The organism is Pseudomonas sp. USTB-Z (genome assembly GCF_019691255.1).
GTDB classification, from domain to species: Bacteria; Pseudomonadota; Gammaproteobacteria; order Pseudomonadales; family Pseudomonadaceae; genus Aquipseudomonas; species Aquipseudomonas alloputida.
Map to the genome: position 1 here is coordinate 50,300 of NZ_JAECZP010000017.1, position 16,878 is coordinate 67,177.

17 protein-coding genes and 1 riboswitch are annotated in these 16,878 nt (G+C 64.3%); of the genes, 4 read left to right on the plus strand and 13 right to left on the minus strand.

The genetic code is table 11. From position 1 onward, the window contains the following. Position 1: 1 nt before the first annotated feature. From I8746_RS19120 to I8746_RS19170, 11 genes are all read right to left on the minus strand, one after another. Entirely contained in the window at positions 2-1,456 is a 1,455-nt protein-coding gene (locus tag I8746_RS19120) for a cobyric acid synthase (protein WP_088513574.1), read from the minus strand. Continuing rightward, the gene (gene cobD / locus I8746_RS19125) at positions 1,453-2,445 is read right to left on the minus strand and encodes a threonine-phosphate decarboxylase CobD (protein ID WP_003252458.1); all 993 of its coding nucleotides are present in this window, start codon (positions 2,443-2,445) and stop codon (positions 1,453-1,455) included. The genes I8746_RS19120 and cobD overlap by 4 nt, the downstream gene beginning before the upstream one ends. After that, entirely contained in the window at positions 2,438-3,346 is a 909-nt protein-coding gene (gene cbiB / locus I8746_RS19130) for an adenosylcobinamide-phosphate synthase CbiB (RefSeq protein WP_088513573.1), read from the minus strand. Before cbiB ends, cobD begins: the two co-directional genes overlap by 8 nt. Beyond that, positions 3,343-3,993, minus strand: coding sequence for a 5,6-dimethylbenzimidazole synthase (gene bluB, locus I8746_RS19135; protein WP_003252453.1), 651 nt, complete (start codon positions 3,991-3,993; stop codon positions 3,343-3,345). Before bluB ends, cbiB begins: the two co-directional genes overlap by 4 nt. Next, a complete protein-coding gene (locus I8746_RS19140) occupies positions 3,990-5,285 on the minus strand; it encodes a cobyrinate a,c-diamide synthase (protein WP_012053452.1) in 1,296 nt (431 codons plus the stop codon). The genes bluB and I8746_RS19140 overlap by 4 nt, the downstream gene beginning before the upstream one ends. Continuing rightward, positions 5,282-5,893 carry a cob(I)yrinic acid a,c-diamide adenosyltransferase gene (cobO, locus tag I8746_RS19145; protein ID WP_003252448.1) on the minus strand — a complete coding sequence of 204 codons (612 nt, stop codon included), beginning with the start codon at positions 5,891-5,893 and terminating at the stop codon, positions 5,282-5,284. The genes I8746_RS19140 and cobO overlap by 4 nt, the downstream gene beginning before the upstream one ends. Before the next feature lie 119 nt (positions 5,894-6,012). Beyond that, positions 6,013-6,234, minus strand: a riboswitch (cobalamin riboswitch). A gap of 121 nt (positions 6,235-6,355) precedes the next feature. After that, on the minus strand, positions 6,356-6,889 hold the full coding sequence (locus tag I8746_RS19150) for a C40 family peptidase (RefSeq protein ID WP_003252446.1): 534 nt from the start codon (positions 6,887-6,889) through the stop codon (positions 6,356-6,358). A 139-nt stretch (positions 6,890-7,028) separates the two neighbouring features. Next, a complete protein-coding gene (locus I8746_RS19155; protein WP_003252444.1) occupies positions 7,029-7,667 on the minus strand; it encodes a C40 family peptidase in 639 nt (212 codons plus the stop codon). A 127-nt stretch (positions 7,668-7,794) separates the two neighbouring features. Continuing rightward, entirely contained in the window at positions 7,795-8,502 is a 708-nt protein-coding gene (gene hda / locus I8746_RS19160) for a DnaA regulatory inactivator Hda (RefSeq protein ID WP_003252443.1), read from the minus strand. Between the two features lie 239 nt (positions 8,503-8,741). Then, positions 8,742-9,815, minus strand: coding sequence for an AI-2E family transporter (locus tag I8746_RS19165; protein ID WP_003252442.1), 1,074 nt, complete (start codon positions 9,813-9,815; stop codon positions 8,742-8,744). A 12-nt stretch (positions 9,816-9,827) separates the two neighbouring features. After that, a complete protein-coding gene (locus I8746_RS19170; protein ID WP_012053454.1) occupies positions 9,828-10,895 on the minus strand; it encodes a DUF2066 domain-containing protein in 1,068 nt (355 codons plus the stop codon). A 320-nt stretch (positions 10,896-11,215) separates the two neighbouring features. Between I8746_RS19170 and purM the strand changes: the two genes are divergently transcribed. The 4 genes from purM to I8746_RS19190 all read left to right on the plus strand — a co-directional run bounded on the left by purM (position 11,216) and on the right by I8746_RS19190 (position 14,029). After that, on the plus strand, positions 11,216-12,274 hold the full coding sequence (gene purM, locus I8746_RS19175) for a phosphoribosylformylglycinamidine cyclo-ligase (RefSeq protein WP_003252437.1): 1,059 nt from the start codon (positions 11,216-11,218) through the stop codon (positions 12,272-12,274). Next, complete coding sequence (gene purN, locus I8746_RS19180) at positions 12,274-12,927, plus strand: phosphoribosylglycinamide formyltransferase (protein ID WP_003252434.1); 654 nt, start codon at positions 12,274-12,276, stop codon at positions 12,925-12,927. Before purM ends, purN begins: the two co-directional genes overlap by 1 nt. Before the next feature lie 8 nt (positions 12,928-12,935). Continuing rightward, the gene (locus I8746_RS19185; RefSeq protein ID WP_014861003.1) at positions 12,936-13,646 is read left to right on the plus strand and encodes a DUF3108 domain-containing protein; all 711 of its coding nucleotides are present in this window, start codon (positions 12,936-12,938) and stop codon (positions 13,644-13,646) included. A 200-nt stretch (positions 13,647-13,846) separates the two neighbouring features. Continuing rightward, positions 13,847-14,029, plus strand: a complete 183-nt coding sequence (locus tag I8746_RS19190; RefSeq protein ID WP_012053456.1) for a hypothetical protein — start codon at positions 13,847-13,849, stop codon at positions 14,027-14,029. A 100-nt stretch (positions 14,030-14,129) separates the two neighbouring features. On the opposite strand, the gene I8746_RS19195 is transcribed toward I8746_RS19190, so the two are convergent. Together I8746_RS19195 and I8746_RS19200 are read right to left on the minus strand one after the other, a co-directional pair. Next, positions 14,130-16,388, minus strand: coding sequence for a GMC oxidoreductase (locus tag I8746_RS19195; protein ID WP_221100945.1), 2,259 nt, complete (start codon positions 16,386-16,388; stop codon positions 14,130-14,132). Then, complete coding sequence (locus tag I8746_RS19200; protein WP_003252427.1) at positions 16,385-16,876, minus strand: hypothetical protein; 492 nt, start codon at positions 16,874-16,876, stop codon at positions 16,385-16,387. Before I8746_RS19200 ends, I8746_RS19195 begins: the two co-directional genes overlap by 4 nt. Positions 16,877-16,878 lie beyond the last annotated feature (2 nt).

A 16,878-nucleotide genomic window follows, 5' to 3' on the forward strand; every position in this document is an offset into this window, starting at 1 on the left:
GTCAGGCTACCCCACACAGTTGGCGCAACTGCGCGGTGTCCAGGTGCTTCTCCACCAGATCGGCCAAGCGCTCGATGTCGTGTTCGCGCAACGCTTCGTAGTCGATAACCTGCACATCCTCCAGCCCGGCCCAGCGCAATAGCGCGGCACACGACTGGCTGCCTTCGAACAGGCCATGCAGGTAGGTGGCGAGGATCTGGTCATCGGCACTGACAGCACCATCATGGCGGCCATCAGCCAGTTGGACAGCGGGTTGCGCCAGCGCAGGCCCCGTCGTAACGCCAGCATGAATTTCATAACCAGTTACCGTTGCCGCTTCAAGGCTCAGCGTGCCGGCCACATTGCGCAGTTGCTTCTCGGCTTCGAGCACCGTGGCATAGTCGAGCAGGCCGAGCCCCTGGCTAGAGCCTGCGGCCCCCTCCAGCCCCAGCGGGTCATGCACTTCCCGCCCCAGCATCTGCAGGCCACCGCAGATACCGATCAGCTTGCCACCATAGCGCAGGTGCCGCTCGATGGCCTTGTCCCAACCGCGCTCGCGCAGTTGTGCCAAGTCGCCCCGCACGCTCTTGGAGCCCGGCAAGATGATGAGGTCGGCAGCCGGAATCGGCTGGCCCGGGCCGATGAACTGCAAGTCCACCTGCGGGTGCAGGCGCAGCGGGTCGAAATCGGTGTGGTTACTGATACGCGGCAGCACTGGCACGATTACCTTGAGCACACGCGCGTGCTTGACGCCTTGACGCACATCGATACCGTCTTCGGCTTCCAGGTGCAGGTCAGTAACGTAAGGCAGGACGCCCAGTACCGGTTTGCCGGTGCGTTGTTCCAGCCAGTCCAACCCTGGCTGCAGCAGGGCGATATCGCCACGGAAGCGGTTGATGACAAAACCTTTGACCCGCGCCTGTTCAGTGGTCGACAGCAATTCCAGCGTGCCCACCAGATGGGCGAACACACCACCGCGGTTGATGTCGGCCACCAGGATCACCGGGCAGTCCACTGCTTCGGCAAAGCCCATGTTGGCGATATCGCCGGCACGCAGGTTGATCTCTGCCGGCGACCCCGCACCCTCGACCATGACCACCGGGTACGCGGCACTCAGGCGTTGGTGAGACGCCAGCACCGCTTGCATGGCCGTGGTTTTATAGTCGTGGTAGGCCACTGCATTCATGCTGGTGACCGCCCGACCGTGGATGATGACCTGGGCGCCGGTATCGCTGTTGGGCTTGAGCAGCACCGGGTTCATGTCGGTGTGCGGTTGTAGCCGGCAGGCCTGGGCCTGCACCGCCTGGGCACGGCCGATTTCCCCGCCATCAGCCGTCACCGCGCTGTTCAGCGCCATGTTCTGTGGCTTGAAGGGCGCCACAGCGACGCCCTGGCGCAACAGCCAGCGGCACAATGCGGTCACCAGTGTGCTCTTGCCTGCGTCGGAGGTGGTGCCTTGCACCATGAGGGTCGTCATGCCGTTTCCTTCTGATAAGCCGCCAGGGCCTGGGCCAGACGCTGTTCGTCCGCCGTGCAGGCAGGCAACCCCAGGCGCACGGCTGCCGGCTGTTCGAACAGCCGTACCAGGATGCCGCGCCGGGCGAGAAATTCATGCAGGCGTGCAGCGTGCTCGCTACGCACGTACTGGAACAAGTCGCAGCCACCACTAGGCGCCAGGCCGGCACTGCGCAACACGTGCGCCAGCCGCTGGCCGGCAGCCGCACAGCGTTCGGCCTGCGCGCGCTGGGCAGTTTGATCGGTCAGGCTGGCCTGGGCCAGCACCCGGGTCGGGCCGTTGACGGTCCAGGGGCCGAGCAGCTCGGCCAGGCGCAGCAACAAGCTGTGTTCGGCGGCAACGAAGCCCAGGCGCACGCCGGCCAAACCGAAGAACTTGCCAAACGAGCGCAGCACGATCAGCCCCGGGCGTTCGGCGCAGTCCACCACGCTGTCCGCCGGGGTGTTGTCCATGAATGCTTCGTCGACCAGCAGCCAGCCACCGCGGGCCGCCAGGCGAGCATGCCAAGCCAGCAGGCGTTCGCGCGACACCCGTTGGCCGGTTGGGTTGTTGGGGTTCACCAGCACCAGCACATCGAGGCCGTCGAGCGCAGCCTCAACTTGCGCCTCATCCAGGGCCAGCAGTTGGTGCCCCGCCCGTTGCCAGGCATAAGGGTGTTCGGCATAGCACGGCGTCAGCACGCCAACCCGGGCGGTTGTACGCAGCAGCGGCAAGGCCTGGATAGCGGCCTGGGAGCCGGCTACCGGCAGCAACTGGCGGGCGCCGTAATACGCACGCGCGGCGTCCTCCAGGCCATCCTCGGTTTCTGGCAGGCGGGCCCAGGCGTCGACGGGAATCGGCGGGACAGGAAATGGCCAGGGCGCAATGCCGCTGGACAGGTCGAGCCACTGCTCACGGGCAATACCGTATTGCTGCACCGCGCGTAACAGGCGGCCACCATGTTCAAGCATTGATATAGGCCCCCAGGCAAATCATCAGCAGCCACAGCCACACGCCGCGCTGCACCAGTTGCCAGCCGCGCTCGATGGCATCGGCATCGGCCACTGGCCCCTCGCCCAGGCGCGGCCGCTCATGCAGTTCGCCGTGGTACACCGCCGGGCCACCAAGCTCGACGCCCAGCGCGCCGGCGCCGGCAGCCATCACCGGCCCGGCGTTGGGGCTGTCCCACAGCGGGCCCTGTTTGCGCCAGCAGGCCAGGGCCAGACGGGTTTTGCCCAACAGGGCATAAGTCAGGGCTACCAGCCTTGCAGGTATATAGTTGAGCACATCGTCGATGCGCGCCGCGCACCAGCCAAAGCGCTCGAAACGTTCGTTACGGTAGCCCCACATGGCATCCAGCGTGTTGCTCAGGCGGTACAGCACCACACCGGGCGCACCGGCCACCACAAACCAGAACAACGCGGCGAACACTGCATCGCTGCCGTTCTCCAGCACCGACTCGGTCGCCGCTCGGGCCACTGCTGGCTCGTCCAGTTCGCGCGTTTCGCGGCTGACCAGGTAGCCAACGCGGCGCCGCGCCTCCACCAGGTCGCCCTGGCGCAAGGCGTTGGCCACCGGCAGCACATGCTCGCCCAGGCTGCGCAGCCCCACAGCGCAGTAAAGCGCCAGCACGTCAACCAGCCAGCCAATATACGGCAGCCACGAAAGGACCAGCGCCATCAGGGTTAGCGGCACCACCGCCAGAAACCACGCGCTCACGCCGTGGCTGCGCCAGCCGCGCCCACCCGCATTCAGGCGGCGCTCCAGGTTGCCGGCCATGTTGCCGAACGCCACCAAGGGGTGGCGCCGCTGTGGTTCGCCCAACAAAGCGTCCAGGGCCACCCCGGCCACGGTCAGCAAGGCCACGCTCATTGACGCTCTCCCCATTGGTTTTCGTAAAGCATTTCACTCAGAGGCCGCTCTTCGGCCCAGCTTTCCTGCACCAACATCGGCACCGGATAGAACGCGGCGACCGGCCCAAGGCACAGTACCGCCACCGGCTTGGCCCCGGCGGGCATGCCCAGCAGCGCGGCCAACGCCTGCGGGTCGAACAGCGATACCCAGCCCATGCCCAGCCCTTCGCCACGCGCGGCCAGCCACAGGTTCTGGATGGCACAGGCCAGCGAGGCCAGGTCCATCTCCGGCAGGGTGCGGCGGCCGAAGATGTGTGGCTCGCGGTTGTCCATCAAGGCCGCCACCAGCAGCTCGGCACAATCGTTTATGCCCTCCACCTTCAATTTCATGAAGGCATCGGATCGCTCGCCCAACGCCTCGGCCGTGCGTACCCGCTCCGCCTCCACCAGGGCCTGGATGCGCCCGCGCAGGTCACGCTGGGTGATGCGGATAAAGCGCCACGGCTGCATAAGCCCGACACTGGGCGCCTGATGCGCGGCGGCCAGCAAGCGGCCAAGCAGTTCGGGCGCCACCTGGCCACCCGCAAAATGGCGCATGTCGCGGCGCTCGCCGATGGCCCGGTAAATGGCGGCGCGCTCGGCGTCGCTATAGGCGTGATCATTCATGGTCGCAACAGCGCCGCCGCCGCATCCGGGCAGGAAGGGAAATAGAAGTGCACGTAAGAGGCCGTCAGCCGGCCCAGACGATAAACCGCCTCGTTGCCACGCCCGCCGTTGGGGCTCAGGCCCCGGGCAATCGGTTCCAGCGCAGTGCTGGTCAGCGAATGGTGATAGGTGTGACCGCGCAAGGTCCCCTCCGGCAGCTCCACCGCCTGCAGCGCCAGGGCGGCCAGGCGCTTCTGCATGGTCGCCTCACCCGGCAGCAGGCCGAGCAGTTCGGCACGTTCACCGGCCACGTCAGTCAGGGCATCAAGCAGGTAAAGCATGCCGCCGCACTCGGCCAGCAATGGCTTGCCCTGCGCGTGGTGGGCACGGATCGCCTCGCACATCGGTGCGTTGGCGGCCAGCGCATGGTGATGCAGCTCAGGATAACCACCCGGCAGATACAGGCTGTCTACCGCCGGCAGTTCGTGGTCGTGCAGCGGCGAGAAGAACACCAGCTGGGCACCCTGGTTGCGCAACAGGTCGAGGTTAGCGCCATACGTGAAGGCGAACGCCTCGTCCCGCGCCACGCCAATGCGCACACCGGCCAGCGAGGCCACGCAGGCTTGCGGTTCAGGCTCGGCAAAGCTGACTGGCGGCGGCAACGCCGCATCGCAACTGGCGCCCAGCGCTTCGGCGGCGGCGTCCAGGCGGGTGTCCAGGTCATTCAACTCGCTGGCCTGCACCAGGCCCAGGTGGCGGCTGGGCAGTTCGATGCCGCGTTCGCGGGACAAGCCGCCATACCAGCGCAAGCCCTCGGTCAGGCTGCCTTCGAGCAGTTGCGCATGACGCAGGCTGCCTACCCGATTGGCCAGCACGCCGGCGAACGGCAGATCGGCCTGGTACCGCGCCAGGCCCAGGGCCAGGGCACCGAAGGTCTGGGCCATGGCTGTGCCATCGATCACCGCCAGCACCGGCACGCCAAAGTGGCGCGCCAGGTCGGCGCTTGACGGGGTGCCGTCGAACAGCCCCATCACCCCTTCGATGAGGATCAGGTCAGCCTCGCCAGCAGCTTCCCACAGCAGACGACGGCTTTCTTCGGCACCGATCATCCACAGGTCCAGCTGATACACCGGCGCGCCACTGGCCCGCTCGAGAATCATCGGGTCAAGAAAGTCTGGCCCGCATTTGAACACCCGCACCTTGCGCCCGAGGTTGCGGTGCAGGCGGGCCAGCGCAGCAGTGACGGTAGTCTTGCCCTGGCCTGAGGCGGGTGCCGCGATCAACACGGCGGGGCAGTGGCGCGATCGACTCACAGTTCGACGCCCTTCTGTGCGCGGATACCGGCCTGGAAGGCGTGCTTGAGCATGCCCATTTCGGTCACGGTGTCGGCCAGTTCGATCATCTCAGGCTTCGCAGCGCGGCCAGTGACAATCACATGCTGCATGGGCGGGCGGGCCTGAATGTCGGACAGTACCTGGTCCAGGTCGAGGTAGCCATGTTTGAGGGCGATGTTGAGCTCGTCCAGCACCACGAACTGTACACCTGGGTCCTGCAGCAACTGGCGCGACACCGCCCAGGCGGCTTGCGCAGCGGCGATGTCACGCTGGCGGTCCTGGGTTTCCCAGGTAAAGCCCTCGCCCATCACGTGGTAGCGCACCTGTTCGGGGAAGCGGCGGAAGAACAGCTCCTCGCCGGTGCTGTTGCGGCCCTTGATGAACTGCACCACACCGCATTGCATGCCGTGGCCCAAGGCTCGCGCGAGCATGCCGAAGGCCGAACTGCTCTTGCCCTTGCCATTGCCGGTCAGCACCAGCAGCAGGCCGCATTCGTTAGGGGAATTGGCGATGCGTTCGTCGATGACCGCCTTCTTGCGCTGCATGCGCGCCAGGTGGCGTTCGTCGCGTTCGGTGGAATCGCTCATCAGGGTTCTCCGCTGGCTGGCACCACGGCAATGCGCGGCGACAGGTAATAGGCAGGCAAACGGAGAACGCGCAGAGGCCATGGCTGGGCGCCACGGTGCACCGCGCATCACCCTCCGTGATGCCGTTGGCAGTATCAGGCCGGTCTCCGGGCTTGTGAGTGGGCCTTGGCCCTGGCCTGCGCGCCTTCCCGGATGCTGGCATCCAGTGGCCCTGCGCGGCCTTTTACTCATCCACCGTTGCGGGGGCAGCGCCGGAATCGCGCCATGCTGGCGCCCACCGGCTTCCCAGTTTCACCCTGCCCAGTCGGGGCTGGCAGGGCACCTGAAACACGCGGCGAAGGTTAGAGGGTTGCACCGGGAGCGTCAATCGAAGCGGGTGGTCCGGCGGGTGAGCGAAACACCTTGAACCCAGGCAGCCGGTACCGGCCCCGAGCTCGAGGGGCCGCTAAACAGGCATGAATATCAAGGGTTCTGTGCCAGATGCCCTTGCGGAATCACCCGCTTGGCCTGCAGGTAGGCCTTGGCCCAGTAGCTGTTCGACAGGTAGTCCAGGCGCACGGTGCCACCGGTGGAAGGTGCATGCACGAAGCGCCCGTCCCCGACATAGATGCCGGCATGGCTGACCTGCGAGCCCCCACTGGTGGCGAAGAACACCAGGTCACCAGACTGCAGCGAACTGACATCCACCGTCGGTGCGCGCATGACAATCATCTCGCGCGTCGAGCGCGGCAGGCTGATGCCAGCAGCATCACGGTACACATACTTGATCAGGCCGCTGCAGTCGAAGCCGGAGTCCGGCGTATTGCCGCCCCAACGATAGGGCGTGCCAACCAGACCAATGGCGCGGATCAGCACGTCATCGGCAATCGGTGAAGGACTGGGCTGGCTATAGGTCACCTGCGGCTGTACCACAGGGGCCGGCGCAGGCGCACGGCTGGAGCATGCAGCCAGCAAGGCTGCCAAGGAGAAAAATGCGAAGCGCGCCATCTTTACCATGGCCAGAACATCCTGTCTGAGACCGCTGCGCTGCAGCCGAAAAGAGTTGAGAATTTAGATTAGACGCTTTCTGTAAATGCGCACGGCGGCGAGCTTTTTTTAAAGCATCACCGCCGCGGCAGGGTACATCATTTTGATATCAGTTGCGCGCGATGTTGGTCGGCGCCATGGCCAAGGCTCGCTTGGCTTCAATGAAGGTCTTGCTCCAGTAACGATCACCGAGGCTGTCGATGCGCACACCACCACTGCGGCGGCTGCTGGAGTGGATGAACTGGTTGTCACCCAGGTAGATCCCGGCATGGCTTACCCGGCCACGGCCATTGGTGCTGAAGAACAGCAGGTCACCTGGCTTGAGCTTGTTGCGGGCCACTTTCGGCGCATCGACGTTGATCATTTCACGCGTGGAGCGCGGCAGCGTCATGCCCGCCTCCTCGCGGAACAGGTAACCGATGAAGCCACTGCAGTCGAAGCCGGACTTTTCCGAGGTACCACCGAAGCGGTAGCGGGTGCCGATCAACGACATGCCGCGCTCGAGAATGCTGTCAGCCAGAACCGGCAATTGGTAAGGCTTGCTGCCGGAGAAAGACGCCAGGTCATCTTCGGTGGCCAGCTCTTCCGGCTCGCCGAACACCGACGAAGAAGAGGCTTTGGCGTTGATTGCCGATTGTGCAGTGATCGGCGTGTGATCCTGGGGCTGGGATACCGGGCCTTGGGCCGCGCAGCCAAAAAGCAGGGTCACGAGTGCGAGTGGCACGAGGGGTGCGAAGCGCTTCAGCATGGGCACGACCGTGTCTGTAATCCTTTAGAAGGGTGAAACTATGCCCTCTATCATGGCCATTTGCAAATTTTATCGAAAAAGATGTGACTTTTTTGTTTTACCGCTCTGGCCCAGGGTTTTCAGGGTGTTACCAGCCGAGGGTTTCCTTGAGAAACGGAATGGTGAGCTTGCGTTGTGCCTGCAGCGACGCCTGATCGAGGCGCTCGAGCAAGTCGAACAACGCGCTCATGCTCCGCGCGCCGCGGGTGAGGATGAAATGGCCGACTTCGTCGGTCAGGTGCAGGCCACGGCGCGAAGCTCGCAGCTGCAAGGCGCGCAGCTTGTCTTCGTCGGACAGGCCGCGCATCTGGAACACCAGGGCCAGGGTCAACCGCGACTTCAAGTCCGGCAGCTTGATCGGCAGCTCACGCGGTGATGCCGAGGCTGCCAGCAGCAAGCGTCGGCCGCTATCGCGCAAACGGTTGAACAGGTGGAACATGGCCTCTTCCCAATCCGCCTTGCCGGCGATCACATGCAGATCGTCGATGCACACCAGTTCGTACTGAGCCAGGTAGTCGAGCAGTTCGACGCCACGATCGAGCAATTGCGCCAGCGGCAGGTAGACAGCAGGCTCGCCACGTTGCTGGAAGCGATGGGTAGCGGCCTGCAGCAGGTGGGAACGGCCAACACCCTGCTTGCCCCACAGGTAGATAAGGCTCTCGGTCCAGCCGGCGTCGGCTTCGCATAGCCGCTCGACGTAACCCAATGCCGCAGCATTGGCGCCCGGATAGTAGTTGATGAAGGTGGCGTCATCGCGCAGGCGCACACCCAGGGGCAACTGGATCGGTGGTTTCATGCTCGCGGGCGGTCGACGGGACCGCTGGGGGCCTTTGGTGAACAATCTGCAAAGTCTATACCCGCAACGCGGGGCGCACAATCTCGACTGCAGATAGGGCAAGCAAAATCAACAAGTTGCGCTGCACAAGCGAACGACGGATGCAGGACAAACCGTGCCCAGCGCCCGCGAGATCGGGCGCCGCGAGGCGACGCTCAATTTCGCGGGCGCGAAACAGCTCAAGACGAAACACAGGGTGTTCAAAGCTCCGGGTCGATGTTCCCGGCGTACATATCCGACTCCTTGTACAGGGCATGCACATGCCGCAGCAGCACCATGATCACCGCCGCCACCGGCAGCGCCAGCAGCACACCGGTGAAGCCGAACAGTTCACCCCCGGCGAGGATGGCAAAGATCACCGCAACCGGGTGCAGGCCGATGCGATCGCCCACCAGCAGAGGGGTCAGCACCATACCCTCCAGCGCCTGCCCGACCATGAACACCGCAACGATGCCCAGCATCGGATACAGGTCGCCACCGAACTGGAACAGGCCGGCCACCAGCGCGGCACCAATGCCAATGATGAAGCCCATGTAAGGCACGATGGCCGCAAGGCCTGCAAGCATGCCGATCAGCAGACCGAGTTCGAGCCCCACCAGCATCAGGCCGGCTGAATAGATGACGCCCAGGGCCAGCATCACCATCAGTTGCCCGCGCACGAATGCCCCCAGCACTTCATGGCATTCACCTGCCAGGCCCATCACTTGTGGCTCGCGCTGGCGCGGCAGCAGGCCGCGCAGCTTGCCCATCATCAAGTCCCAATCGCGCAGCAGATAGAAGCCCACTACCGGAATCAGCACCATGTTGGCCAACCAGCCCACCAACGCCAGGCTGGAGGCGGTGGCCTGGGACAGCAGCATGCCGACGATATCGGTGGTCTGCCCCATGTGCGCGCCGATGGCGGCCTTGATCTTGTCGAATTTCCAGAAACCATCGGCCAGGCCAAGGCGGCCCTGTACCCACGGCAGCGCGACATGCTCAAGCCAGTCGAGCATCTGCGGGGCCAATTCGTACAGGCGCACCAACTGCTTGGCCAGCATCGGCACAAGCACCAGCAACAACGCCAACAGCAACAGCGTGAACAGGCCGAACACCACTACCACACCCCAGGTACGCGAAAGCCCCAGGCGCTCGAGACGATCGACCAGCGGGTCGGCCAGGTAGGCCAGCATGATGCCGACCAGGAACGGCGTAAGAATATTGTGCAGGCTATAAAGCAGCACAGCGATCAGCAGTGCAGCGCCCAGCCAGATCCAGCGACGCATGTCAGTCACGGTAAGCGCCCCTTACCAGCGAAAACGCAAGCCGTCGAACGGCTTGGGTGCTGGCTGCGCAGGCGCGGGCTGCGCGGCTGTGGCGTCCACTGCCGGTGCTGGCATGGCCGGCACCGCCGGTGCCTGCTCGACCGGCACTTCCTGCAGCTTGGCCAGGCCAAGCTGGGCACGCAGCTGTTCACGATTGCCCGTAACCCCGTAGGTCAGGGTAGTGCCTTCAGCCGCCTGCAAGCGTGGGCCATAGGGCTCCAGCACGCGAGCCAGTTCGGCATAGCGCTGCAGGTTCATGCCCTGCACTTGCACCTGCAATTGGCTGCTGGCACCCGGCCGGGTAACGTAGCGCGGCGCCAGGCGGCTGCTTACCGCCATCATCACCGCGTCAGCCAAGGCGGCCTGGTCGGCGCCCTCGGCAGTGCCCTGCTCACGCTGGTCGCCCAGCCACAGCTGCCACTTGCCCTGCCACTTGCCGTCGGCTTCCTGGGCATGTACCGCCAGCAAAGCATCGGCGCCGTAGCGCTCGGAAGCTTCGCGCAGCGGCGCCGGATCGTTGCCTTCGATCTGCTTGGCATTGGCGACCAGCTGCTCCTGCAAGTCGGCCAGCGGCAAGCGCAACGGCAGACCACGGTGCTGCGCGGCGCGGCGCAGGGGTTGGGCACTGGCCTGGCCATCACCGACCAGGCTGCTGCCCTCAACGGTGTCGTTCAACCACCACCCCAGTATCGAGGGCCGGTTACTGCCCCACAAAGCCAGGCCAGCCTTGCGCAAAGCCCGCTCGGTGCTACCTGGGTCGAACTCGACCACTACTGACTCGGGCGGGCCGGCTTCACTGCCCACCTGGTTGATGATTTGCTGTGGGTCCTTGCGCAGCTCGGCCAATGCAGGGCTCTGCACGGCCTTTGGGTCACCGGTCAGACGCTGCACCAACGTGTCCAGGGCTTTGACTGTGGCTGCGGTACGGGCTTCGGCACCCGGCCCGGTGACCGGCTCGCGCACCTGATAAAGGCCGGAGACATTTTCAGCCAGGGCCGTGGCCGAGATCAGGGCCAGGCAACCAGCTGCCAGAATATTGAACAAACGCATGGAGGATTCCTGTCCAGTCGAGCTTCAAGCCGTAAGCTTCAAGCTGCAAGAAAAAGCAGGCCGAGCGCCAGGCTGCATCGTCGTGCAGCCGCAAGCTCGTTGCTTGCAGCTTATACACATGCAACCGCATCAACCACCCTCCCGCTTTTTTCAACAATTACCGCCCTGCCCGTCGGCCTGAGGATGGCCGCTGCCCGGCAACCCTGATAAAATCGCGCGCCTTCACAGACCACTGACGTTTCAGACCGCCGCCGCTTATCAGCCGGCCTTGGCCGTCATGGTCGTTTTTAAGAATCCCTCCCTCCTAAAGGCCTGGATCAATGAGCAAGCAACCCTCCCTGAGCTACAAGGACGCCGGTGTAGACATCGACGCCGGCGAAGCACTGGTCGAACGCATCAAGGGCGTGGCAAAACGCACCGCACGCCCTGAAGTCATGGGTGGCCTGGGCGGCTTCGGCGCCCTCTGCGAGATCCCGGCCGGCTACAAGCAGCCGGTGCTGGTCTCCGGCACCGACGGCGTCGGCACCAAGCTGCGCCTGGCGCTGAACCTGAACAAGCACGACAGCATCGGCCAGGACCTGGTCGCCATGTGCGTCAACGACTTGGTCGTGTGCGGCGCCGAGCCGCTGTTCTTCCTCGACTACTACGCCACTGGCAAGCTGAACGTTGACGTGGCCGCCACCGTGGTCACCGGCATCGGCGCCGGTTGCGAACTGGCCGGCTGCTCGCTGGTCGGTGGTGAAACCGCCGAAATGCCTGGCATGTACGAAGGCGAAGATTACGACCTGGCCGGTTTCTGCGTAGGCGTGGTGGAAAAGGCCGAAATCATCGACGGCTCCAAGGTTGCCACCGGTGACGCGCTGATCGCCCTGCCATCCTCGGGCCCGCACTCCAACGGCTACTCGCTGATCCGCAAGATCCTCGAAGTGTCGGCTACCGATATCGAGAACACTCAGCTGGACGGCAAGCCGCTGACCGACCTGTTGATGGCGCCGACCCGCATCTACGTCAAACCGCTGCTGCAGCTGATCAAGAACACCGGCGCCGTCAAGGCCATGGCCCACATCACCGGCGGCGGCCTGCTGGACAACATCCCGCGCGTACTGCCGAAAAACGCCCAGGCCGTGGTTGACGTGGCCAGCTGGCAGCGCCCGGCGGTGTTCGACTTCCTGCAGGAAAAGGGCAACGTCGACGAGCACGAAATGCACCGCGTACTGAACTGCGGCGTGGGCATGGTCATCTGCGTGGCCCAGGACCAGGTCGAAGCCGCCCTGAACGAACTGCGCGCCGCCGGTGAGCAACCGTGGGTAATCGGCCACATCGCCGAAGCCGCCGAAGGCGCTGCCCAGGTCGAGCTGCAGAACCTCAAGGCACACTGATGCCGAGCAAGACCTGCAATGTAGTGGTACTGCTGTCGGGCTCCGGCAGCAACCTGCAAGCCCTGATCGACAGCTGCCAAGGGCAGGACAGCCCGGTGCGTATCCGCGCGGTGGTTTCCAACCGCGCCGATGCCTACGGCCTGCAACGCGCCGCAGCGGCCGGCATCGACAGCGTCGTGCTCGACCACACCCAGTTCGACGGCCGTGAAGCCTTCGATGCCGCCCTGATGGCGCGCATCGACGGCTTTGCCCCGGACCTGGTGGTGCTGGCCGGTTTCATGCGCATCCTCAGTGGCGACTTCGTGCGCCACTATCAGGGCCGCCTGCTCAACATCCACCCGTCGCTGCTGCCCAAGTACAAGGGCCTGCATACGCATCGCCGGGCATTGGAAGCTGGCGACGCCGAGCATGGCTGCAGCGTACACTTCGTGACTGAGGAACTCGATGGCGGCCCACTGGTCGTACAGGCTGTGGTACCGGTGGCGTCTGATGACACCGTCGAAAGCCTGGCACAGCGGGTACACCATCAGGAACACCTGATCTACCCACTGGCGGTGCGCTGGTTCGCTGAAGGGCGCTTGCGTCTCGGCGAACACGGTGCATTACTGGACGGCCAGCCACTGGCAGCCAGCGGTCACTTGATTCGATCCTAGGAGAATTTATGCGTCGCGCCCTGCTCTTGGCTCTCGCCGTGCTCGCCCTGCCCCTCCAGGCAGCTGAACTGAAGCCCTTCTCGGCCAGCTACACCGCCGACTGGAAGCAACTGCCCATGAGCGGCACCGCCGAGCGCAGCCTGGTCAAAAATGCCAACGGTACCTGGGACCTTAACTTCAAGGCTTCCATGATGATCGCCAGCTTGACCGAGCAAAGCACCCTGCGCCTGGACAACGACACCCTGCTGCCACAGAAGTACCACTTCGAGCGTGGCGGCCTGGGCAAGGCCAAGAAGGTCGACCTGAACTTCGACTGGAGCACCAAGAAGATCACCGGCAGCGACCGTGGCGATGCCGTCAGCCTGCCACTGAACCGCGGCGTACTGGACAAGTCCTCCTACCAGTTGGCCCTGCAGCACGACGTGGCCGCAGGCAAGAAGAGCATGACCTACCAGGTGGTGGACGGCGACGAGATCGACACCTACGACTTCCGCGTGCTGGGCACCGAAAAGGTCACCACCAAGACCGGCCAGGTCGATGCCGTGAAGGTCGAGCGCGTGCGCGATCCCAGCCAGAGCAAGCGCATCACCGAGCTGTGGTTCGCCAAGAACTGGGACTACCTGCTAGTGCAACTGCGCCAGGTGGAGACCGATGGCAAGGAGTACGTGATCGTGCTGCAGGATGGCACGGTCGATGGCAAGCCGGTGAAGGGCAACTGATCGCACACTGCCTGCAACACCTGAAGCCCCGCCCTGTGCGGGGCTTTTCTTTGCTGCGAAAAAGCCCACCCAGGCAGCATCCCTTCGAGCTTCATGAAACTTGTTTCATGCCTGTTTTACTTACTTAGTCTGCTAACAAACTCTATAAAGAAGACGTGCGACACACTGTCGCAGCCATCTTGAAGAAGTGGAGTTTACCGATGACTGTCCAAGTAACCGAACGCGACGAATCGAGAATGTCCCACGAAGGCCTGGCCGCTGGCGTGCGGATCTGGGATGTGTACCAACAAGGTCAACTGGTGGGCATGTTCCATAACGAACACGAAGCACACCAATACCGCGTAGAGCTTGAAGACCTGGAAAACCAGCGCACCACGCAATGACCCTGCCCATTGCGGCGCCCCCCTGACTCACCAGGGCTGAGTGAGCAGCCCCACAATACTGCGGCATTACCGGAGCATTGTGGGGTTGCCATGTCAGGGCCTACACCGCCCCGAAACGCACCTCTACTGACAGGCTGCCCAGGTTATCGCTCAGGCCAGCCCCGTAACGCCCGTCCAGGTCGTCATTGATGCACAACTGCAGCTCACCTTGCTGGCCACGCGGCAATTGCACCTGGTTGCCGACCAGGAACGGCGCACCGCTGTTGCCGATACGCCCGATCAACGCCCCTTCCGGTTGACCAGGCAAGGCATAGCCGGGCTTGGCGATCAACCTTGGGTTGCCCGCCGCGCCAACCATGCCGGTGGCCGGGTTCGCCGTCCACTGCCCGCCCGTGCATACCGCCAACTGCCAGCTCTGCCCATTGACCTGCATGCCCGTGCCCTGCCATGCCTGGTTGGCCTGCACCTGCAAAGTGCGCTTGAGCAGGTCGCTGGCCACCACGTCGGCGGCCTGGAACGTCAACGCGGTAATGGTCAAGGTCGGGTTGGCGGTGCCGGTAGTGGGGAACACGCCGTCGCCGACCAGGAACAGGTTGGGGTGGTCCCAACTGCGCTGGTCCTTGTCCACCACCGACGTGGTGCGGTCTGAGCCCATGCGGTAGGTGCCCATCAGGTGACCAGCGCCGTAGAACGCGTAGTTCTGGCCGTCGTACTCGAACACCGTTTGCGAGCCGGGCTCGAGCTTAGGGTTCAGGTCGGTCAGCTCGGTAGCGCCCATCAGCTCGGTGATGATGTGCGTGGCGGCCAGGCGCGCCTGCTTGAAACCCTCCTTGGTGTAGTCGGACAGTTCGTAGGTGATCTGCGGCCGAGGCAGGCCCAAGCCGTCGGTGAACTCCGTGCTCCTCTCCACCCGGCACAGCGCATTATCGGGGTCTTTCTCCACCTGCTCGATCAAGAAGCCCAGACGGAACTGGCGGGTCAGCACGCTGTTGAGCTGCTGCACCAGCGCCTGGCCGGACAACGCCAGCTTGTTGGGGTTAGCGCCGCCGTGGTTGGTGCCGTCGATGAAATCGCAGACCGAGGTGTAGGGGTCATTCACCGACCAGTTCCAGCCCTCGTTGCCGATTTCGATACGCCAGGCGGCACGCTGGCTGCGGAACGGGCCATCGCGCATGTCCTCAATCCCCGAGGTGGACAACGGCCCCCGGAACGGGAACAGCGGCTTGCCTTCAGGCATCAGGCCCCAGGCCAGGTACACCGGGTGGTCAGCCAACGCCTGGCCGACCTGGCCGCTGCTGTTGGCGACCCCTTTAGGGCTGTTCGGGCCGATGGAGTTGAGCAGCAACTTCGGCGTTTCGATCGCGTGGGCGGCGATCACGTAGCGTTTGCCCTGGGCCGTGCCGTTCTGGCGCGTACCGTTGTTCTGGTACTGGATGAAATCGATGCCCGTGACCCCATTGGCATCGACCTGCACCTGGCTCGCCACGGTCTGGTAGAGGATGCGCACGTTGCCGGTATCCAGTGCCTTGGCCATGGTCACGGTGGCGTCGTACTTGGCCTGGATCGGGCAGATCGGCGTGCAGCTGGTGTTGCCAGCACACACCCGACGGCCGTTATCATTCTGCGAGTTGCGCCCGGCCGGGGTCTGCCGGACGTTGAGGGTGACACCTGGGTACGGCTTGCCGTCGGGCCCCTTCTCCGGGCTCTGGTACACGGTGCCCGTGACGTGCTTGCCCAGGCCTTGGTCGACCAGCGACGGCGGGATGCCATGCATGCTGTATTTGTAGCCCTGCGGAAAGGTCACGCCCAGGTAAGTCTGCGAGGCGACATCCGCGGACACGCCCATCTCTTCCTCGGCGCGGCAGTAGGCAGTCTGCAGGTCGTCGTAACTGAGCGGCCAGTCGACCCCGACGTTGTACGCAGTGCGCATGCGAAAGTCGTTGGGCAACAGGCGCAGGGCCGTGCCCATCCAGTGCCACATGGTGCCGCCGCCTACCCGCTCGTAGGTGCTGGCGAACAGGTGCGGCCCCTTCTGCACCAGGTAGCTTTTCTGCGCCTTGTTCGGGTCTTGGCTACCCGCGGTGATCAGGTCCTGGATGGTCGCCCGTGGCGCGAACTGCGTGGCCGGAGTCTGCTCGCTCTGCTCAGGTGGGTACGGCGACTCGGGCGCCTTGAGCACCGCGGTGTAGAAGCGCTCCAGGTACTCGCTGCGATTGGGCGGAATGGCCGGGCCCGATTCGAGCACCAGCACTTTCAACCCGGCCAGGCCCAACTGGTAGGCCATGACACTGCCGGCCATGCCGGCGCCCACTACGATCACATCGGCAGTTTCGATGTTCTGGGTTTGTACATTGCTCATGGCTGCTGCCCTTCCTTGGCGTCGACACCGGTGAATTGCTTGAGGGTCGGTGGCTGCTCACCCCAGTATCCGAAGTGGAACTGGCTGTAGCCCATGGGGTGAGATTGGGCGATCTTCCATGCCCAGCTCTCCTTGTAGGCCTGGTCGGAGACCACCCGCGTGTCACCCGTGCGGGCGTTGCCCAGGTCGTAGGGTTGGTACCAACTGCCGAGCAGCCACAGCTTCATGATCGAGCGGGCGCCCTGGGCGATTTGCGGGTTCGCGTTAGCGAGCACGGCACTGGCGATTTGCGCGGGCGGCTGGCTCTGGATGCTGGCGTACAGCTCCAGCAGGCTGCTGAACGCCTCAAGGCCCATGCCTTGCTGGGCGGTGGCGAAGAACACCGGCGGCAGGTTGATCGGGTCGACGGAAGGCGCCAGCAGCTTGGCCGACAGGCCAGTGAGTACGGCGGACAAGCCGATGAAGTTTTGCAGGTTCTGGTCGCTCATGG